General features: G+C 64.7%; 19 protein-coding genes and 1 tRNA gene. All 20 read left to right on the top strand.

Going from position 1 to position 20,376, the window contains the following annotated elements; genetic code table 11:
* Window positions 1-2: 2 nt before the first annotated feature.
* The 20 genes from ispC to ACTIF6_RS08005 all read left to right on the top strand — a co-directional run bounded on the left by ispC (window position 3) and on the right by ACTIF6_RS08005 (window position 20,374).
* The gene (gene ispC, locus ACTIF6_RS08100; RefSeq protein WP_439587453.1) at window positions 3-1,187 is read left to right on the top strand and encodes a 1-deoxy-D-xylulose-5-phosphate reductoisomerase; all 1,185 of its coding nucleotides are present in this window, start codon (window positions 3-5) and stop codon (window positions 1,185-1,187) included.
* A gap of 48 nt (window positions 1,188-1,235) precedes the next feature.
* On the top strand, window positions 1,236-2,600 hold the full coding sequence (gene rseP / locus ACTIF6_RS08095; protein WP_439587452.1) for an RIP metalloprotease RseP: 1,365 nt from the start codon (window positions 1,236-1,238) through the stop codon (window positions 2,598-2,600).
* A gap of 13 nt (window positions 2,601-2,613) precedes the next feature.
* On the top strand, window positions 2,614-4,938 hold the full coding sequence (gene bamA / locus ACTIF6_RS08090) for an outer membrane protein assembly factor BamA (protein WP_439587451.1): 2,325 nt from the start codon (window positions 2,614-2,616) through the stop codon (window positions 4,936-4,938).
* Window positions 4,939-4,949: 11 nt separating this feature from the next.
* On the top strand, window positions 4,950-5,456 hold the full coding sequence (locus ACTIF6_RS08085; RefSeq protein WP_439587450.1) for an OmpH family outer membrane protein: 507 nt from the start codon (window positions 4,950-4,952) through the stop codon (window positions 5,454-5,456).
* A 9-nt stretch (window positions 5,457-5,465) separates the two neighbouring features.
* A complete protein-coding gene (gene lpxD / locus ACTIF6_RS08080; RefSeq protein ID WP_439587449.1) occupies window positions 5,466-6,518 on the top strand; it encodes a UDP-3-O-(3-hydroxymyristoyl)glucosamine N-acyltransferase in 1,053 nt (350 codons plus the stop codon).
* Window positions 6,515-6,955, top strand: coding sequence for a 3-hydroxyacyl-ACP dehydratase FabZ (gene fabZ / locus ACTIF6_RS08075; RefSeq protein ID WP_439587448.1), 441 nt, complete (start codon window positions 6,515-6,517; stop codon window positions 6,953-6,955). Before lpxD ends, fabZ begins: the two co-directional genes overlap by 4 nt.
* Window positions 6,956-6,974: 19 nt before the next feature.
* Window positions 6,975-7,769, top strand: a complete 795-nt coding sequence (gene lpxA, locus ACTIF6_RS08070) for an acyl-ACP--UDP-N-acetylglucosamine O-acyltransferase (RefSeq protein WP_439587447.1) — start codon at window positions 6,975-6,977, stop codon at window positions 7,767-7,769.
* Window positions 7,766-8,917 (top strand): lipid-A-disaccharide synthase, encoded by a 1,152-nt coding sequence (lpxB, locus tag ACTIF6_RS08065; RefSeq protein WP_439587446.1) that lies wholly within the window; start codon window positions 7,766-7,768, stop codon window positions 8,915-8,917. Before lpxA ends, lpxB begins: the two co-directional genes overlap by 4 nt.
* Window positions 8,889-9,536, top strand: coding sequence for a ribonuclease HII (rnhB, locus tag ACTIF6_RS08060; protein ID WP_439587445.1), 648 nt, complete (start codon window positions 8,889-8,891; stop codon window positions 9,534-9,536). Before lpxB ends, rnhB begins: the two co-directional genes overlap by 29 nt.
* Window positions 9,533-10,336, top strand: a complete 804-nt coding sequence (locus ACTIF6_RS08055; RefSeq protein ID WP_439587444.1) for a TrmH family RNA methyltransferase — start codon at window positions 9,533-9,535, stop codon at window positions 10,334-10,336. The genes rnhB and ACTIF6_RS08055 overlap by 4 nt, the downstream gene beginning before the upstream one ends.
* Window positions 10,337-10,503: 167 nt before the next feature.
* Window positions 10,504-11,670 carry a glutamine-hydrolyzing carbamoyl-phosphate synthase small subunit gene (gene carA, locus ACTIF6_RS08050; RefSeq protein WP_439587443.1) on the top strand — a complete coding sequence of 389 codons (1,167 nt, stop codon included), beginning with the start codon at window positions 10,504-10,506 and terminating at the stop codon, window positions 11,668-11,670.
* Between the two features lie 11 nt (window positions 11,671-11,681).
* Window positions 11,682-12,044 (top strand): hypothetical protein, encoded by a 363-nt coding sequence (locus ACTIF6_RS08045; RefSeq protein ID WP_439587442.1) that lies wholly within the window; start codon window positions 11,682-11,684, stop codon window positions 12,042-12,044.
* 23 nt (window positions 12,045-12,067) lie between these two features.
* Complete coding sequence (carB, locus tag ACTIF6_RS08040; RefSeq protein ID WP_439587441.1) at window positions 12,068-15,325, top strand: carbamoyl-phosphate synthase large subunit; 3,258 nt, start codon at window positions 12,068-12,070, stop codon at window positions 15,323-15,325.
* Between the two features lie 39 nt (window positions 15,326-15,364).
* Window positions 15,365-16,363 (top strand): helix-turn-helix domain-containing protein, encoded by a 999-nt coding sequence (locus ACTIF6_RS08035; protein WP_439587440.1) that lies wholly within the window; start codon window positions 15,365-15,367, stop codon window positions 16,361-16,363.
* A 105-nt stretch (window positions 16,364-16,468) separates the two neighbouring features.
* Complete coding sequence (locus ACTIF6_RS08030; RefSeq protein ID WP_439587439.1) at window positions 16,469-17,197, top strand: alpha/beta fold hydrolase; 729 nt, start codon at window positions 16,469-16,471, stop codon at window positions 17,195-17,197.
* A 107-nt stretch (window positions 17,198-17,304) separates the two neighbouring features.
* Window positions 17,305-17,781: a transcription elongation factor GreA gene (greA, locus tag ACTIF6_RS08025; protein ID WP_439587438.1), complete on the top strand. Its 477-nt coding sequence runs from the start codon at window positions 17,305-17,307 to the stop codon at window positions 17,779-17,781.
* A complete protein-coding gene (locus ACTIF6_RS08020) occupies window positions 17,781-18,224 on the top strand; it encodes a DUF4149 domain-containing protein (protein WP_439587437.1) in 444 nt (147 codons plus the stop codon). The genes greA and ACTIF6_RS08020 overlap by 1 nt, the downstream gene beginning before the upstream one ends.
* A 20-nt stretch (window positions 18,225-18,244) precedes the next feature.
* A tRNA-Leu gene (locus tag ACTIF6_RS08015) sits at window positions 18,245-18,333 on the top strand.
* Between the two features lie 40 nt (window positions 18,334-18,373).
* Window positions 18,374-18,997 carry a DUF6806 family protein gene (locus tag ACTIF6_RS08010; RefSeq protein ID WP_439587436.1) on the top strand — a complete coding sequence of 208 codons (624 nt, stop codon included), beginning with the start codon at window positions 18,374-18,376 and terminating at the stop codon, window positions 18,995-18,997.
* Window positions 18,998-19,060: 63 nt separating this feature from the next.
* Window positions 19,061-20,374 carry an MFS transporter gene (locus ACTIF6_RS08005; RefSeq protein ID WP_439587435.1) on the top strand — a complete coding sequence of 438 codons (1,314 nt, stop codon included), beginning with the start codon at window positions 19,061-19,063 and terminating at the stop codon, window positions 20,372-20,374.
* Window positions 20,375-20,376 lie beyond the last annotated feature (2 nt).

The raw sequence follows: 20,376 nt of genomic DNA, 5'->3' as shown, positions 1-20,376 counted from the left end.
CCATGACACGTCCGCAAGCCGTCACCATCCTGGGCTCGACGGGCTCCATCGGCACCAGCACGCTCGACGTGATGGCACGGCACCCCGAACGCTATTCGGTATTCGCGCTCACGGCGGCCACGCAGGTCGATGCCCTGCTGGCGCAATGCAGGCGCTTTGCTCCGCGCTACGCCGTGATGGCAAGCCCTGTGCACGCGCAACAGCTTGCAAACCGGGTGCGCGAGGAGGGCCTGCCGGTGCAGGTGCTTTCCGGCTCTCAGTCGCTGTGCGACGTCTCCACCGACCCTGCGGTGGATGCCGTGATGGCCGCCATCGTCGGCGCTGCCGGGCTGGCGCCCAGTCTGGCCGCCGCCCGGGCGGGCAAGAAGGTGCTGCTGGCCAACAAGGAAGCCCTGGTGGTGGGTGGCGATCTCTTCATGCAGGCGGTGAGGGAGGGCGGGGCGACGCTGTTGCCGATCGACAGCGAGCATTCCGCCGTTTTCCAGTCGTTGCCCGAGGACCCGGGCACCTGGTCACGCCGCGTGGAAAAGATCGTGCTCACCGCGTCCGGCGGCCCGTTCCGCACCCGCGATCCACAGACCCTCGTCGATGTAACGCCGCAAGAGGCCTGCGCCCACCCGAACTGGGTGATGGGCCGCAAGATCTCCGTCGACTCGGCCACCATGATGAACAAGGCCCTGGAAGTGATTGAGGCCAGTTATCTGTTCGGGTTGCCGGGCTCGAGGATCGAGGTGGTGATTCATCCACAAAGCGTGATCCATTCGATGGTGCAGTACCACGACCGGTCGGTGGTGGCGCAACTGGGCACGCCTGATATGCGCGGTCCCATCGCCTATGGCCTGTCCTGGCCCGAACGCATCGAGTCCGGTGCCGCCGCGCTGGATTTCGCCTCGCTGGGCGCACTCAGTTTTGAAAAGCCCGACGACCAGCGGTTTCCTGGATTGCGCCTGGCCTGGCAGGCGCTGGATGGTCCCACCGGTACCACCGCCGTGCTCAACGCTGCCAACGAGGTGGCCGTGGGCGCGTTTCTCGAGCAACGCCTGCGCTTTGATCAGATTCACGTCGTCAACGATGCAACTTTGCAGGGACTGGTGCCCTCCAAGCCGCAGCAACTGGCGGACTTGCTGGCCATCGACGCCGAAGCGCGCAGCGTGGCTCAGGCCCAGGTCGAACGGCTGGCCGCCTGACCGCCTGCGGCTGACAGCAGCCCATATACCTTCAACCACACTCCCTCCATGCTCACAATTGTTGCTTTCGTTGTGGCACTGGGTCTCTTGATCGCGGTGCATGAATACGGTCACTACCGCGTGGCCGTGGCCTGTGGCGTCAAGGTGCTGCGTTTCTCGATCGGCTTCGGCAAGCCTTTGCTGAGCTGGCGCAAGAAGGACAGTGCCACCGAGTTTGTGGTCTGCGCGCTGCCTCTGGGCGGGTATGTGCGCATGCTCGACGAACGAGAGGCGCCTGTGGAGGCGTCTGAGCGGCATCTGGCTTTCAACACTCAGCCACTGCGCTCGCGTGTCGCCATTGTCGCGGCTGGCCCGGCCGCGAACCTGTTGCTGGCGGTCCTTCTGTACGCGTTGGTCAACTGGACGGGGGTGGAAGAACCCAAGCCGATGCTGTCTGCCCCGGTGGCCGGTTCGCTGGCCGAACGTGCGGGTATCAAGGGTGGCGACTGGGTGGTGCAGATCGCTGCCACAGACGACCAGCCCACCGAGGTCGGCTCCTTCGAAGATCTCCGCTGGCGCCTCACCCAGGCCGCACTGTCCAGTGAAGACGTGACGCTGTGGGTGAGTCCGCGAGAAGGTGCTGGCGCCCGCCCGGTGGTTTTGCCCTTGAGCGAACTGGACGTCAGCGAGGCAGATGCCTCGCTGTTCCAGCGCATCGGCATCACCGCGCCCTGGAGTGCGCCCGTGGTGGGCGAGGTGATGGAAGGCGGCGCGGCCGCAGCAGCAGGTCTGCTGACGGGTGATGTGGTGCGCCGGGTCGACGATTCGCCGGTTCCCGATGGCCAGAGTCTGCGCGCGATGATCCGTGCCGGCGTGGGTCCCGAGGGGCAACCGAAGGAGCAGCGTTGGGCGGTGGAGCGGGGTGGACAGGCGCTGAATCTGCTGGTCAAGCCCGTGCCTGAGCAGCAGGACGGTGCCTGGATCGGTCGTGTGGGAGCCTACATCGGGGCGCCACCCGAGATGGTGACGGTGAGCCACGGTCTCGTGGACAGCCTGATTCAGGGGGTGGTGAAAACCTGGGAGGTTTCCTGGCTCACGCTGAAGATGATGGGGCGAATGATCATCGGTGAGGCTTCGGTGAAGAACCTCAGCGGGCCGCTCACCATTGCGGACTACGCGGGCAAATCTGCCAGCCTGGGTGTCACCTCTTACCTTCTGTTTCTTGCGCTGATCAGTGTGAGCCTGGGCGTGCTGAATCTGCTGCCGCTACCGGTCTTGGATGGGGGGCACCTGATGTATTATCTTTGGGAGGGTGTGACCGGTCGCAGCGTCTCCGAAGTGTGGATGGAACGCCTGCAGCGCGGGGGGGTCGTGGTTCTCATGGCCCTCATGTCCGTCGCCTTGTTCAATGATGTGGTCCGCCTGGCGGGCTGAACGCTTCCTTTCCATGAAAACAAAACTCTCAGGTCTTCGCGGCCTGACGCTCTCAGCGCTCGCGGCATCCCTGCTTTCGGCCCTGCCTGCCTGGGCCGTCGATCCCTTCACCTTGCGCGACATTCGTGTCGAAGGCCTGCAACGTGTGGAGCCGGGCACCGTGTTTGCCTCGCTGCCATTTCGCATTGGCGACCTGTACAACGACGACAAGGGCTCCACCGCCATCCGCGCGCTGTTCGGGCTGGGCCTGTTCAGCGACGTTCGCCTGCAAGTGAATGGTGACGTGCTGGTGGTCATTGTGGAAGAGCGGCCCACCGTGGCCGATGTGGGCTTTTCCGGCATCAAGGAGTTCGATGCCGAGGTATTGAAGAAAGCACTGCGCGACATCGGTCTGGCCGAAGGCCGTCCGTTCGACAAGGCGCTGGCCGATCGAGCGGAGCAGGAGCTCAAGCGCCAGTACATCAACCGGAGCATGTACGCGGCCCAGGTGGTCACTACCGTGACGCCTGGCGAGCGCAACCGGGTCAACCTGAACTTCAGCGTGGTGGAGGGCGAGGTCGCCAAGATCCGCGAGATCCGCATCGTTGGCAACAAGGCGTTCTCGGAGTCGACGCTGCGTGGACTTTTCGACCTGGATACGGGCAGTTGGCTGAGCTGGTACACCAAGTCCGATCGCTATTCGCGCGCCAAGCTCAACGCCGATATCGAGACCCTGCGTTCGTACTACCTCACGCGCGGCTACCTGGAATTCCGCATCGAGTCGACCCAGGTCGCGATCTCACCGGACAAGCAGGACATGTCCATCACCCTCAACATCACCGAAGGTGATCGTTACGTGGTGAAGTCGGTGGCGCTCGAAGGCGAGTACCTGGGAAAGCAGGAAGAGTTCAAGTCCCTGGTGACGTTGCGTGCGGGTGAAGCCTACAACGCCGAGGATGTGTCGGCGACGGTCAAGGCCTTCACCGATTATTTTGGTACCTTCGGCTACGCCTTCGCCCAGGTCGAGGCCACCCCCGACATCGACCGCGTGAACAAGCAGGTGGCATTCGTGCTGCGCGCCCAGCCTGCACGGCGTGTGTATGTGCGCCGCATCAACGTCGAAGGCAACAACCGCACGCGCGACGAAGTCGTGCGGCGCGAGTTCAGGCAGTTCGAATCTGCGTGGTACGACAGCGACCGAATCCGCATCTCCCGCGATCGGGTGGATCGCCTTGGCTTTTTCACGGAGGTCGGCATCGACACCCAGCCTGTGCCGGGTACGCCCGACCAGGTGGACCTGACCATCACCGTGGCTGAGAAACCCACCGGCAACATCTCGCTGGGCGCGGGTTACTCACAAGCCGAGCAGATCTCGTTGATCGCAGGCATCCGGCAGGAAAACGTTTTTGGCTCTGGCAACTACCTGGGTATTGATGTCAACACCAGCCGTTTCAATCGCCAGATCGTGGTCAGCACGGTAGACCCTTACTTCACGACGGACGGTATATCCCGAGCCTTTGACGCTTACTACAAGACCACGACGCCGTACACGCAGCAGGGCGGTGACTACCGTCTGGTCACTCCCGGCGTGAGTGTGAAGTTCGGCGTCCCGTTCAGTGAACAGGACACGGTGTTTTTCGGCATCGGCGTGGAGCAGACGCGCATCGAACCCGGCACTGGCTTGCCTCAGGCTTACCAGACCTACTCGAACACTTTTGGCGACAGCAGCACATCACTTCCTCTCACGATCGGCTGGTCGCGAGATGGGCGTGACAGCGCGCTGGTGCCCACCGAAGGCCGTCTGCAGAAGGTCAACACCGAGTTGGGCGTGGCCGGTGACACTCGGTATGTGAAGGCAAATTACCAAGTGCAGCAGTACTTTGCCCTGAGCAAGCAGTACACGCTCGCACTGAATGCCGAGCTGGGCTACGGCAAGGGCCTGGGCGGACGCCCATACCCGCTGTTCAAGAACTTCTACGGTGGTGGCCTGGGCTCGGTTCGCGGTTTCGACCAGGGTACCCTGGGCCCGACCTCGCCGATCCTTTCAGGCATTTCGGCCGGTCAACAGGTCAATATCGGCGGCAACCGAAGTGTGGCGCTGAACGCTGAGTTCATCACCCCGTTCCCCGGGGCCGGCAATGACCGGACCTTGCGCATGTTCGGCTTTGTCGATGTCGGTAACGTTCTTGGAGAGAACGACAGTCGCCCGAATGCCAAAGACATGCGTGCTTCCGTGGGTATCGGCGTGAGCTGGATCTCGCCGATCGGCCCGCTTCGCTTCGCCTTTGCCAACCCCATTCGCAAATTCCCAGGCGATAGAATCCAGAAATTCCAGTTTCAGATCGGAACCTCCTTTTGATGAAGACTTTCATGCTAGCCAGAAACACGCTGCTTTCGCTGGTGCTCGGCGCGGCGTTGATCACCTCGCCGGCGATTGCACAAGATACCAAGATCGGCGCAGTCAATGTCGAGAAGATCCTGCGCGAATCCAGTACGGCCAAGGCAGTGTCTGCCAAGCTCGAGCAGGAGTTCTCCAAGCGAGAGCGTGAGCTTCGAGGCTCGGCCGACACGTTCCGTGCGGCCCTCGAGAAATTCGAGAAAGACGGCCCGACGATGGCCGAAGGCCAGCGCACCGCCCGCCAGCGTCAGCTTTCCGAACAGGAGCGTGACCTGCAGCGTCGTCAGCGCGATTTCCAGGAAGAACTCAACCTGCGTCGCAATGAAGCCTTGCAACAGGTCATCGAGAAGCTCAACCGCATCGTTCGCCAGATTGCCGAAGCCGACAAATACGACTTGATCGTTTCCGAGGCCTACTACATCAATCCCCGGGTGGACATCACCGACAAGGTCATGTCCACGCTCGACAGCGCCAAGTAAAGGGCCAACGTGGCCGTGCTGCTTGGCGATATCGTGCAGGCACTCGGCGGCACGTTGCTCGGTCCGCCCAGCCAGGCCGTTCAGAGGCTGGCTCCCCTGGCCAGCGCGGGCGCTGGCGACCTCTCTTTCATATCGCACGCGCGCTACGCCGGACAGATGGATGCCACGCGAGCGGGTGCGCTGATTGCACCGCCTGCCCTTCAGGTGGCGGCGCAGGCACGTGGGGCCTGCATCGTCACCGACGATCCCTACCTCTACTTCGCGCGCCTGACGCAATGGTGGAAACAGCGCCATGCGCCGGTTCAGCCAGCGCATGTGGATCCGCTGGCCAGCGTGCATCCCACGGCCCGAATCGGTCTCGATGTCACCGTGGGGCCTTTCGCCGTGATCGGGCCGCAAGCCGAGGTTGGCGATGGCGCGCGCATCGGCGCGCATTCGGTTCTGGGCGCTGGTGCACGTGTGGGAGCGGGCAGCGTGCTGCACGCGCGGGTGAGCCTGGGCGATGCCTGTTCGGTGGGCGAGCGTTGCATCCTTCACCCCGGTGTCGTCATCGGCGCCGATGGATTCGGTTTCGCACCGCATGAGGGTGAATGGATCAAGATCGAGCAACTGGGCGCCGTGCGCATCGGTAACGACGTGGAGATCGGTGCCAACACCTGCATCGACCGTGGGGCGATGGACGATACCCTCATTGAGGATGGCGTGAAGCTCGACAACCTGATCCAGATCGGGCACAACGTGCGGGTCGGCGCGCACACCGCCATGGCCGGTTGTGTCGGCGTGGCAGGCAGTGCGGACATTGGAGCCCATTGCACCATCGGTGGCGGTGCCGTGGTGTTGGGCCATTTGCGGCTGGCCGACGGGGTGCACGTCTCCGCTGCTTCGGTGGTCACGCGTTCGCTGCTGAAGCCCGGGCATTACACCGGCATGTTCCCCATAGACGACAATGCGGCCTGGGAAAAGAATGCTGCATCCCTCAAGCAGCTCAACCGCCTTCGCGAACGCATCAAGGCGCTCGAACAGGCGATCGAAAACGCCAGAACACCTTCTTCCAAGCCATGATGGACATTCACCAGATACTCAAGCAGCTCCCCCACCGTTATCCTTTCCTGCTGGTGGATCGGGTGCTGGAGCTGGAAAAAGGCAAGCGCATCAAGGCGTTGAAGAACGTCACGATCAATGAACCCTTCTTCGTGGGTCACTTTCCGCACCGCCCGGTCATGCCTGGCGTTCTCATGCTCGAAGCCATGGCCCAGGCAGCCGCCTTGCTGGCTTTCGATACGGTTGGGGTCACGCCCGATGACAAGACGGTCTACTACTTCGCCGGCATCGACGGTGCGCGCTTCAAGCGCCCGGTGGAGCCTGGCGACCAGTTGGTGATGGACGTGACCCTGGACCGCATGAAGGCAGGCATCTTCAAGTTCAAAGGTATCACGCGTGTGGGTGCGGATGTGGCCTGTGAGGCGGAACTGATGTGCACCATGCGAACCATCGCCTGATGTGGGAGAAGGGCGCACCGTGTCTCTGATTCATGCCACCGCTCTGGTGGACCCTGCAGCCCAGCTGGACAGCTCGGTCAGCGTTGGCCCCTACACCGTGATTGGCCCTCATGTGAGGGTGGGTGCGGGCACCACCATCGGTGCACATTGCGTGATCGAAGGGCATACCACCATCGGGCGCGACAACCGCATCTTCCAGTTCAACTCGCTGGGCGCCATTCCGCAGGACAAGAAATACGCCGGCGAGCCCTGCGAACTGGTCATTGGCAACGGGAACACCATCCGCGAGTTCTGCACCTTCAACATCGGCTCACCAGGCGACCGTGCGGTGACCAGCGTGGGAGACGACAACTGGATCATGGCGTACGTGCACCTGGCGCACGACTGCCAGGTGGGCAACCACACGATCTTCGCCAACAACTCGCAGCTCGCAGGCCATGTGGTGGTGGACGACTGGGTGATCCTGGGTGGTTTCACCGTGGTGCACCAGTTCGTGCGCGTGGGCGCGCATGCCATGACCGCCATGTGCTCGCTGCTGTTCGCCGACCTGCCGCCGTTCGTGATGTGCCAGGGCCAGCCCGCACAGGCGCGCTCCATGAACTTCGAAGGCCTGCGCCGCCGTGGGTTTTCGCCCGAGCGCATCTCGGCTGTGAAGGCCATGCACAAGGCCCTGTACCGCGATGACCTCAAGCTGGAAGTGGCCGTGGAGCGCGTGCGCGATCTGGCCCAGAAGACGCCCGAGGCCGAGCCGGATGTGGCCATGATGCTGGACTTTCTGGGCAAGGTCTCGCCTCAGCGCGGCATCGTGCGGTGAATGCCCCTGCGCCGAAACGCTTTGCGCTGGTGGCGGGGGAAACCTCGGGTGATCTGCTCGCGGGCCTGCTGCTCGGTGGCGTGCGGGAGCGCTGGCCCGACCTGAAATCCTTCGGCATCGGCGGGCCACAGATGGCCGCTCAGGGTTTTGACACCTGGTGGCCCAGCGAGAAGCTGGCGGTACGAGGGTACGTTGAAGTGTTGCGCCACTACCGTGAAATCGTGGGGATCCGCGATCGACTCCGGCAGCGTCTGCTGACCACCGACAGGCCCGACATCTTCATCGGCGTGGACGCACCCGATTTCAACCTCGACCTAGAGGCTGCGCTGAAGATGCGGGGCGTTCGCACCGTGCATTTCGTGTGCCCGTCGGTCTGGGCGTGGCGGGCCGAGCGGGTGGAAAAGATTCGCCGCAGTGCCGACCACGTGTTGTGCATCTTTCCGTTCGAACCCGAATTGCTCGCGCAACATGGCATTGCAGCCACCTACGTGGGGCATCCGCTGGCCAATGTGATTCCCTTGCAACCGGATGGGGCAGCAGCGCGCTCCAGGCTTGGCCTGCGCCCGGACGACGAGGTCGTGGCCATTCTGCCCGGCAGCCGGGCTTCGGAAGTGCAGTACCTTGCCCGGACTTTCTTCGAGGCGGCCGCGCTCATGAAGCGCGCACGGCCGCAGCTCCGTTTTCTTGTGCCGGCCGTGCCGGCGCTACGCGATCGCATCGAAGCCGCGGCGCGATCGGCTGGCCTGGGCGACGAACTCCAGGTGCTGGCCGGACAGTCGCACACGGCGCTGGCCGCCTGCGATGTGACGTTGATCGCCAGTGGCACGGCCACGCTGGAAGCGGCGCTGTTCAAGCGCCCCATGGTGATCGCCTACAACATGAACTGGCTGTCGTGGCAGATCATGAGGCGCAAGCAGCTTCAGCCCTGGGTGGGCCTGCCCAACATCCTCAGCGGCGAGTTCGTGGTGCCCGAATACCTGCAGGACGCAGCCACACCGCAGGCGCTGTCGCGGGCGGTGCTGGACTGGCTGGACGCACCTGCGAGAATTCAGACCTTGCAGCAGCGCTTCGAGACGCTGCACCACACCCTTCTTCGTGACACCGCCCGACTGGCCACCGATGCGATCGAAAAAGTTCTTGAAGGCTGAGCAGGCCTCGTTGCCCTGGGACGTGCCCGGCCTGCTGGCCGGCGTGGACGAAGCCGGCCGAGGCCCCCTGGCCGGGCCGGTGGTGGCCGCCGCGGTGATCCTCGATGAGCGGTATCCGATCAAAGGTCTGGCCGATTCAAAGCAACTCACCGCGCTGCGCCGCGAACGCCTGTACGACGAGATCCGCGCCAAGGCGCTTTGCTGCAGCGTGGCGCATGCCTCGGTCGAAGAAATCGACCAACTCAACATCCTGCAGGCTACCCTGCTGGCCATGCAGCGGGCGGTACTGGGCCTGCGGCTCAAGCCTGCCAAGGTGCTGGTGGATGGCAACCGCCTGCCATCGCTGGAGGTGTTGTGCGAGGCCATCGTCTCGGGCGATGCGCTAGTGCCTTCGATTTCAGCCGCTTCCATCCTGGCCAAGGTGACGCGCGATCGCATGTTGTGCGAGCTGCATCTGCAGCATCCTCAATACGGTTTCGACCGCCACAAGGGCTACGGCACGGTGCAGCACCTGCGTGCCCTGCAAGCCCATGGTGCGCTGGCGGTGCACCGGCGTTCGTTTGCGCCGGTGGCTCGGGCTCTGGCGGTGCCGGTGTCCGATGAGAGCAGCGCACCTTGACCACACCGACTGCGATCACATCCCGAGACAACCCGCTGCTCAAGCGCTTGCGCTTGCTGGCCCAGGACAGCACGGCCTACCGCAAGCAGGGACAGGTCTGGCTCGAAGGCGATCATCTCTGCCGCGCCCTGCTGGCGCGCGGATACCGACCCGCCATCGCCGTGTTCACCGAAACCCACTGGGCAGAAGCACCGCACGACCTGCGCGACGCGGCCGATCACATCGTGACCGTCCCCGTCGCTCTCATGGCCGGTATCAGCGGGCTGGAGTCGCCGGCAGGCGTTGGTTTTGTCTGGGACTTGCCCGCCAGTGGTGGACTGGACCCAGGCATGGCGAGCGTGGTTCTGGACCGTTTGCAGGACGCCGGCAATGTCGGCTCCATCCTGCGCAGTGCAGCGGCCTTCGGTTTTGGCCAGGTGCTGGCGCTCAAGGGCACGGCCGCTTTGTGGTCGCCCAAGGTGGTTCGAGCGGGCATGGGGGCGCACTTCGGCCTGAAGCTGGTGGAAGGCCTGTCGACAGACGACCTGGCAGCGCTCGGCGTGCCTTTGATCGTGACGAGCTCGCATCAGGGCGAATGGCTGCATCGGGGTGCGTTGCCGTGGCCATGCGCCTGGGTGCTGGGCCATGAGGGGCAGGGCGTGAGCGCCGTGCTCGAGACGATGGCCGATCGCGCCGTGCGCATCGCGCAACCGGGCGGAGAAGAGTCGCTCAACGTGGCCGCTGCCGCAGCGATCTGCCTGCACGCCAGCGCGGTGGGGCGTGTTGCTGGTGGGGGTTTGCTCTCCAGCGCCGGGCTATAATCCCACGGTTTACCCGCAATCGGCGCAAACCCTGCGCGCCCCGGCTTTTCACCCCAGGTTGTTGATCCGTTTCTGCCCCGGCACACGCTGGCGCAAGGCGGGTGCGAAGCCTGCGCGGCACCTGCCGCCGGCGCGAGGACGTTGCAGCCAACCATCTGGAGAATTCCGTGCTTCCCGTCCACCCGAAAGCCCTTCTCGCGCTCGCCGACGGCACGGTCTTTACAGGCATTTCCATTGGCGCCACCGGCCAGACCACGGGTGAGGTGGTGTTCAACACCGCACTGACCGGTTACCAGGAAATCCTCACCGATCCGAGCTATTGCCAGCAGATCGTGACGCTCACGTATCCGCACATCGGCAACACCGGCATCAACGCCGAAGACGTCGAAGCCAGCCGCATCCACGCTGCCGGCCTGATCATCAAAGACCTGCCCCTGCTGGCCTCCAACTTCCGCAGCACCGAGACCCTCACGCAGTACCTGAGCCGCGAAGGCACCGTGGCCATCGCCGAACTCGATACGCGCGCGCTTACCCGCCGCCTGCGCACCCACGGCGCGCAGAACGGCTGCATCTTGGCGCTCCCGGCGGGCGAGTCCATCACCGATGCCCACCGTGAGCAGGCTCTTGCCGCCGCCAAGGCTGCACCGAACATGGCCGGCACCGATCTCGCCAAAGTGGTGTCTGCCAGTGCACCCTACCCATGGACCCAGACCGAATGGCAACTGGGCTTCGGCTATGGCGAGCAGATCGCCCCGCGCTTCCACGTGGTGGCCTACGACTTCGGCGTCAAGCACAACATCCTGCGGATGCTGGCACAGCGTGGCTGCAAGATCACCGTGGTGCCTGCGCAGACGCCGGCTTCGGATGTGTTCAAGCTCAAGCCCAATGGTGTGTTCCTCTCCAACGGCCCGGGTGATCCGGAGCCCTGCGATTACGCCATCGCCGCCACGCGCGAGATCATCGAGAGTGGTGTGCCCACCTTCGGCATCTGTCTGGGCCACCAGATCCTGGCGCTGGCCAGTGGCGCGAAGACCTTCAAGATGAAGTTCGGTCACCACGGCGCCAACCACCCGGTGAAGGACCTCGACAACGGCCGCGTTTCCATCACCAGCCAGAACCACGGCTTCGCGGTGGACGAGAAGACGCTGCCGGCCACGCTGCGCCCCACGCACGTGAGCCTGTTCGACGGCACCCTGCAGGGCCTGGCCCGCACCGACAAGCCCGCCTTCTGCTTCCAGGGCCACCCTGAAGCCTCGCCAGGTCCGCACGACATTGGCTACCTGTTCGACCGGTTCATCGACCTGATGCAGGCCCGCGTGCCGGTCGCTGCCTGAAGCCTGCTGCCATGAAGCTCTTCAGTTTCCCGGTCTACACCGTCGAGAAGGCGATTGCCAAGCGCATGCTCACGCTGGAGTCGCCGCACCGTGAGTGGTTCGGCCAGCGCTGGGCACAAAAGCCCTACCGAAAGTCCTTCCTGGACAAGAAGGCCATGCCGCTGGTGACCCTGCTCGCCAAATGCAAGACCTGGGACGACGAGACCTTCAACACCGAGCTGGCCGCCTGGGACGCGCGCTTCTACGACGCTGAAGTCGAGGTGCTGCGCCCGCTCATCGAAGGCGATGGCCTGATTCAACTGATGCAGAAGAACGTGCCGGCCGAGCGCATGCAGGCGCTGCTCAACACACTGGATACCCAGCGCCAGGCCTGAGCCGGCGCAACCCACCGCGAACCATGCCCAAAAGAACAGACATCCAGACCGTCCTCATCATCGGCGCCGGCCCCATCATCATCGGGCAGGCCTGCGAGTTCGATTACTCCGGCGTTCAGGCCTGCAAGGCGCTGCGTGAAGAGGGCTACCGCGTGGTGCTGATCAACAGCAACCCCGCCACCATCATGACCGACCCGGCCACGGCCGACGTCACCTACATCGAACCCATCACCTGGCAGACGGTGGAGAAGATCATCGCCAAGGAACGTCCGCTGGCAGAGGGCGGCTTCGCCATCCTGCCCACCATGGGCGGGCAGACCGCGCTGAACTGCGCGCTTGACCTCTGGCGCAACGGCGTGCTTGCCAAGTACGACGTGGAGCTGATCGGTGCGACGCCGGAAGCCATCGACAAGGCCGAGGACCGCCTGAAGTTCAAGGACGCCATGACCAAGATCGGTCTGGGCTCGGCGCGCTCGGGCATTGCACACAGCATGGAAGAAGCCTGGAGTGTGCAGAAGACGGTGGGCTTCCCTGTGGTGATCCGCCCCAGCTTCACGCTGGGTGGCACGGGTGGCGGCATCGCCTACAACCCGGAGGAGTTCGAAACCATCTGCAAGCGCGGCCTGGAAGCTTCGCCGACCAACGAGCTGCTGATCGAGGAATCGCTGCTCGGCTGGAAAGAGTACGAGATGGAAGTGGTTCGCGACAAGGCGGACAACTGCATCATCGTCTGCTCGATCGAGAACCTGGACCCGATGGGGGTGCACACCGGCGACTCCATCACCGTGGCGCCGGCCCAGACGCTGACCGACAAGGAATACCAGATCCTGCGCAATGCGTCGCTGGCGGTGCTGCGCGAGATCGGCGTGGACACCGGTGGTTCGAACGTGCAGTTCTCCATCAACCCGAAGGACGGGCGCATGGTGGTGATCGAGATGAACCCGCGCGTCTCGCGCTCGTCGGCACTCGCGTCCAAGGCCACCGGTTTCCCGATTGCCAAGGTGGCGGCCAAGCTGGCGGTGGGCTACACGCTCGACGAGTTGCGCAACGAGATCACGGGCGGTGCCACGCCGGCTTCGTTCGAACCGTCCATCGACTATGTGGTCACCAAGATTCCGCGTTTTGCGTTCGAGAAATTCCCCACTGCCGACAGCCGTCTGACCACGCAGATGAAGAGCGTGGGCGAGGTCATGGCCATGGGCCGGACCTTCCAGGAGAGCTTCCAGAAGGCCCTGCGTGGCCTGGAGGTGGGCGTGGACGGCATGAACGAGAAGACCCAGGATCGCGAGACGCTGGAGCGCGAACTGGGCGAACCCGGACCCGACCGCATCTGGTACGTGGGTGACGCCTTTGCGGCCGGCTGGACCATGGAAGAAGTCCACCAGTTCACGAAGATCGACCCCTGGTTCCTGGTGCAGATCGAAGAGATCGTGAAGATCGAGCTGGCGCTGGAGAAAACCAGTCTGGAGGCCATCGACGCCGAGACGCTGCGCGGCCTGAAGAAGAAGGGCTTCTCCGATCGCCGCCTGGCCAAGCTGCTCAAGACCAACGACCAGGCCGTGCGCGAGCGCCGCATCGCCGAGAACATCCGCCCGGTCTACAAGCGTGTGGACACCTGCGCGGCCGAGTTCGCCACCGACACCGCCTACCTGTATTCCACCTACGAAGGCCATGGCGACGGCGAATGCGAAGCCGAGCCGACCAACAAGAAGAAGATCATGGTGCTCGGTGGCGGTCCCAACCGCATCGGCCAGGGCATCGAGTTCGACTACTGCTGCGTGCACGCCGCACTCGCCATGCGCGAAGACGGCTACGAGACCATCATGGTCAACTGCAACCCGGAAACCGTGTCGACCGACTACGACACCAGCGACCGCCTCTATTTCGAGCCGCTCACGCTGGAAGACGTGCTGGAAATCGTGGACAAGGAAAAGCCCCTGGGTGTGATCGTGCAGTACGGCGGCCAGACGCCGCTCAAGCTCGCGCTTGGCCTGGAGGCTGCGGGTGTGCCCATCATCGGCACCAGTCCTGACATGATCGATGCCGCCGAAGACCGCGAGCGCTTCCAGCAACTGCTGCACACGCTGGGCCTGCGCCAGCCGCCCAACGCCACTGCGCGCGCCGAGCCTGAAGCGCTCGAGAAGGCGGCTGCACTGGGTTATCCGCTGGTCGTGCGCCCGAGCTACGTGCTCGGTGGCCGTGCCATGGAAATCGTGCACGAGCAGCGCGACCTGGAGCGCTACATGCGCGAAGCCGTCAAGGTGAGCAACGATTCACCGGTGTTGCTGGACCGCTTCCTTAACGACGCCATCGAATGCGACGTGGATGCGGTGCGCGACAGCACTGGCCGTGTCTTCATCGGCGGCGTGATGGAGCACATCGAGCAGGCCGGCGTGCACAGCGGCGACTCCGCCTGTTCGCTGCCACCGTACTACCTGAGCAAGGCCACGGTGGACGAGCTCAAGCGCCAGACCGCGGCCATGGCCGAAGGCCTGAACGTGATCGGACTGATGAACGTGCAGTTCGCGATCCAGGAAGTGGAAGAGAACGGCGTCAGGAAGGACGTGATCTTCGTGCTCGAAGTGAACCCGCGTGCCTCGCGCACCGTGCCCTTCGTCTCCAAGGCCACCGGCATCCAGCTCGCGAAGGTGGCAGCGCGCTGCATGGCGGGCCAGTCGCTGGATGCGCAGGGCATCGGCACCGAGGTGACGCCGCCTTACTTCAGCGTCAAGGAAGCCGTGTTCCCGTTCGTGAAGTTCCCCGGTGTGGACACCATCCTCGGTCCGGAGATGAAGTCCACCGGCGAGGTGATGGGCGTGGGCAAGACTTTCGGGGAAGCCTTCGTGAAGAGCCAGCTCGGCGCCGGCACCAAGCTGCCGACCTCGGGCAAGGTGTTCCTCACGGTGAAGAACGGGGACAAGCCGCGCGCGGTGGAAGTGGCACGGCAACTGGTCGACATGGGCTTCGAGCTGGTGGCCACGCGCGGCACGGCGGCGGCGATCAGCGCGGCGGGCGTGGCGGTGCAGACGGTGAACAAGGTCACCGAAGGCCGGCCGCACATCGTCGACGCCATCAAGAACGGCGACATCGTGCTGGTGATCAACACCGTGGAAGAACGCCGCAACGCGATCACCGACTCGCGCGCCATCCGCACCTCGGCCCTGCTGGCCCGGGTGACCACGTTCACCACCATCGCTGGCGCGGAAGCCGCGGTGGAGGGCATGAAGTACCTGGACAAGCTGGACGTGATCTCGGTCCAGGAGATGCACGCGCAACTCTGAGGCCGACCCGTCCTTCGGGTTTGCGCCGAGGCGCCTGCCATGGCCGGGCGCTACATTGCTGCCATGGACGTCGGCAGCGCTCAAGAACAGGGCCTTGCCCGGCAGTGGTCTACCGATCAGGTGGCCACGCCGGGCCGGCTCGACTATTGGGTGGGTGCCATTTGCGAAGCCTTCCTGGAGATGGACTGCAGTTCCCGGCAGGCCCAGGCCTTCGAAGGCCGGCTCACCAGCGTGGCGGTGGATTCGCTGTCTTTCAATCAGGTGGAAGCCTCCACTCAGGACGTCTACCGCACGCGCGCCGGCATCGCGCGCAGTGCCAGTCACCCGTTCTACCTGATCACTCAGCGCCAGACAGCCTGGCATGTTCACCAGGGTGGCCATCGCGTGGGGTTGCGCCCGGGTGATGCGGTGCTGGTCGATTCCGCGAGCTTGTACGAACTGCACTTCCCCGAGTCCGTGGAAGTCATGTCGATCCAGTTGCCGCGCGCCTGGGTGGGCCAATGGCTGGCCCGGGTGGATGATCCTTTGCCGCGCGTGGCCCGCCGCGATCAGGGCTGGGGCAGGGCGCTCTCCGGTCTGTCGCTGCAGTTCGCGCACGACCCGCTGCTGGCGGCGGGCTACCCTGCGCACCTGTTGTGCGATCAGTTGGGCGCCATGCTGGCTGCGGCCGTCGAGCCCGTGCAGCCAGTGCCTTCGCCGCCGTCGCGCGATCTGTTCGATCGCGCCCGGCGTCTCCAGCAAGACCAACTGGATCAGTCCGGCCTGACGTCGCAGCGCGTGGCCGACCAGCTCGGCATTTCCGTGCGAACCCTGCACCGCGCTTTCGCGGCCGAGTCGACTAGTTTTGCCCTCCATCTGCGGCGCCTTCGGCTGGAGCGAGCGGCGCTGCTGCTGGCGCAGGCACGGTTGGCGAACGTTTCCGTGTCGGAACTGGGGCGTCGCTGTGGCTTCGCCGACGCCTCGCATTTCGTGCGCGAGTTCCAGCGCCATTTCCTCACCACGCCGGCCCGCTGGCGACGCGAGCGGCTCCCGCGCTGAAGGCGCCTGGCGCGAACCGGCCACGACCGTGGCACGCCCGAGCCATCGGACGGCCGGATTCCTGCCTAAGCTGCAGGACTCGATCCACACCAAAGGAGACATCCCATGGCAGATACCTACGTTCTGGTGCACGGCGCCTGGCACACCGGCGCCGAAATGGAACCCGTGGCGCAGCACCTGCGCGAACGCGGCCACACCGTGTATTGCCCCACGCTGGCAGGCAACCGCTCGGGCGACGACCGGGCCACCAGCGGCCTGAAGGAGGCGGCGCAATCGGTCGTTGACTATCTCGAGAAAAACGACCTGCGAAACGTCCGCCTGGTCGGCCACAGCTACGGCGGCATGGTCATCAGCCAGGTGGCCGACTGGGTGCCCGATCGCATTGCCCGTCTGGTGTACTGGGTGGCCTTTGTGCCGATGAACGGCGAGTGCCTTAACGACATGGTGCCGCCGCACTACAAGGCGCTGTTCGACGAAATTGCCGCCGCCAACGGCAATGCGGTCATGTTGCCGTACCCGATCTGGCGCGAAGCTTTCATCAACGACGCCGATGCGGCCCTGGCCAAAAGCGCGTACGAGCAACTGAACCTCCAGCCCTATCGAACCTTCACCGAGCCTGTGGTGCTGCAGAGCGAACTGGCGGCCAAACCCATGGGCAAGAGTTACCTGCTCTGCACGGAAGACACCGCGATGCCCCACAGCCTGCCCTGGCACCCCCGCCTCTCGGAGCGTCTGGGTCTTTACAGGCTGGTGTCCTGCCCGGGCAGCCACGAACTGTGCTTCACCGACCCGGCCCTGCTGGCCCGCAAAATGGAAGAAGCCGGGCGCGACTGACGCGTGTTTGCCCCGATGGGGTGGCGGAATCTTTCGCGGCATAATCGGTTTTCATGAACACCGCCGAGCGGCAACGCCCGGCGGTTTGCTTTTGGAGATACGCACACATGGCCACCATTCCGATCACCAAGCGCGGCGCCGAGAAGCTCAAGGAAGAGCTGCACCGGCTCAAAACCGTGGACCGCCCCTGGATCATCAACGCGATTGCCGAGGCGCGGGCGCAGGGTGACCTGAGCGAGAACGCCGAGTACGACGCCGCCAAGGACCGCCAGGGCTTCATTGAAGGCCGCATTGCCGAGATCGAGGGCAAGCTTTCGGCCGCCCAGATCATCGACCCCACCCAGCTGGACGCTGGCGGAAAGGTGGTGTTTGGCGCCACGGTGGACCTGGAGGATGAAGACAGCGGCACCGCCGTCACCTACCAGATCGTGGGCGAGGACGAGGCCGACCTGAAACAGGGCCTGGTCAACATCAGCAGCCCCATTGCCCGCGCCCTGATTGGCAAGGAAGAGGGCGATGTGGCCGAGGTGCAGGCGCCCAGTGGCACCAAGCGCTTCGAAATCGTGGCCGTGCGCTACGCCTGATGCCGCTGCGACGGCTTTCCATCCTGCTCGCCGCGCTCTGGTGGGGTGGCATCACCGCGCTGAGCTTTCTTGCCGTTCCCCTGTTGTTCGCCAGTCTGGGCAGCCCAGCGGCGGCCGGGCCGGTGGCGGCGCGCATTTTCTCTCTGCAATGCTGGGCAGGCCTTGTGCTGGGGCTGGCGCTGCTGCTCCTGCTTCGCCGCTGGCGGGGCGAGAGTGCGGCCGTCGCCCCCGAAGCCTTGACCATCATGGGCTTTGTGCTGTTGGCGATGCTGCTGGCCCTGATGCAGGAATTCGCCGTGGCGCAGAACATCGTCACGGCCCGCGTGACCGGTGGCAACTTGCGCCTCTGGCACGGTGTGGGTACGGCCATGGTGCTCGGGCAGTGGCTGTGCGCCGGTGCGGTGCTCTGGCGCCTCGCCGGTGCGCGATCCGCCCAGGGGTGACCTGCGACAATCCCCCCTCGGCCTCGATGGTGAAACTGGTAAACACAGGGGACTTAAAATCCCCCGTCGCGAAAGCGACTTGGCGGTTCGAGTCCGCCTCGAGGCACCAGGCTAGGTTTTTTCCGGTTTCGCCGGTACAGTGAGTTTCCATGACCCGATACAACGCGCCCTTCGAGATCCATGTGCACGGCGACGTGCCGTTGCGTGAGGACGTGGTCTTCGGACAGATCCAGGATGCGCTCAAGCCGCTGTGGCAATACGCCGGTGCCAAGTCGCTTGCCGCTGCCGCCGAGAGCAGCTACGAGGACGAACCCGGTATCCGCTTCGACGCGGAGGCCCATGTGTTGCAGATCTGCTGGACTGTGCCCGGCGATGAGGATTTTCGTCAGGTGGTCGAAGAGGCCTGCATGGGTCTGAACGAGATCGCCTCGGCCGGCGCGCCGCTGGAAGTGTCGTTCTACGACGCCGAGTACGACGAAGAAGACGAGTCTTCGGAAGAAGAAGCGCGGGACGATTTCCTGATGTGCTTCGTCGGCCCCACGCCGGCGGCCATCATGCAGGTCCAGCGCGACCTGCTGGTGCAGGACGTGCTGCACGTGATGGAACGCCACTTCGACCAGTCCGAGCTGGGTGAGGTCGTGGCCTCGATCGACAAGCTTTTCTCGCAGCGCTTCGAAGCGCTCGTCAGTTCCATGCAGTTGGGCAAGCCGCCCCGTGGTTTTGGCGGATCGTCCGGCCACGGCGGCCCCAGGAAACCCCGTCATCTCCACTGACGTTTCGCGCAGCCTCACACTGCGGCGCTGCACGGTCCCACTGACCCGCACTCCGGAGCGCGCATGGCCTTTTTCTCCACCGATGCCCTGAATCCCGGCGTGCGCAAGCGCGAGGTGTTCGGCTGGGCGATGTACGACTTCGCCAACTCGGGCTACACCACGGTCGTCATCACGGCGGTGTTTGCGGCGTATTTCGTGGGCGCGGTGGCCGATGGTGCCGACTGGGCCACATTTGCATGGACAGCGGCATTGAGCCTGTCGCACCTGATCGTGATGTTCACCATTCCGGCCATGGGCGCCTGGGCCGACCGGCATGCGGCCAAGAAGCGCCTGCTGATGATGACCACCGTTGGCTGCGTGCTGGCCACGGCGGCGCTGGGGCTGGTGGGGCCGGGCGCGGTGGTGCTGGGCATCGTGCTCATCGTGGTGTCCAACGTGTTCTTCGCCTGGGGTGAGTCGCTGGTGGCCTCTTTTCTGCCCGAACTGGCTCACCCGCAGGCCATGGGCCGTGTGAGTGGCTGGGGCTGGAGCCTGGGCTATGTCGGCGGCATGCTGGCACTGGGTTTGTGCCTGGGCTACGTGCTGTGGGCGCAGGCCCAGGGCCAGAAGGCGGCGCAGTTCGTGCCGGTGACCATGCTGATCACCGCTGCGGTTTTCGGTGCGGCGGCGCTGTTCACCCTGGTGCTGCTGCGGGAGCGCGCTCAACCACAGGCGGGTGCTGCTGGCGCTGGCAGCTGGCGCGAGTCGCTGCGGCAGCTCCACCGCACGTTCCAGCAGGCGCGCCGGTACCGCGACTTCATGTGGCTGCTGGCCTGCGTGGCGGCCTACCAGGGGGGCGTGGCGGTGGCGATCACGCTGGCGGCGATCTATGCGGAGCAGGTGATCGGTTTCGTGCAGCAGGAAACCATGGTGCTGATCTTCGTGCTCAACATCGCTGCGGCACTGGGCGCACTGGCTTTCGGCTACTGGCAGGACCGCCTGGGCCACAAGCTGGCGCTGGGGATCACGCTGGTGGGCTGGGTGGCGACCTGCATCATCGCCGCGCTCACCACCACCAAGGGGGGCTTCTGGTACGCAGCGGCCATTGCCGGCGTGTGCATGGGGTCGAGCCAGTCGTCGGGCCGGGCCATGGCGGGCATGCTGGCGCCGCCGGCACAGTCGGCCGAGTTTTTCGGCCTTTGGACCTTCGCCACGCGCGTCGCCAGCATCATCGGCCCGCTCAGCTACGGTGCCATCACCTGGATGACCGGGGGCAACCAGCGGCTGGCGATCGGCTTCACGGCCGTGCTGTTCCTGATCGGCCTGGCGCTGCTGATGCCGGTGAACATGGAACGGGGGCGAGCCGCTGCGCTTGGCGAGGCACCACCCACGCGCTGACG

This window comes from Hydrogenophaga sp., from assembly GCF_051860785.1.
GTDB lineage: Bacteria > Pseudomonadota > Gammaproteobacteria > Burkholderiales > Burkholderiaceae_C > Hydrogenophaga.
Note: the sequence above shows the minus strand (reverse complement) of the source record. Positions and strands in the feature narration are given on the sequence as shown.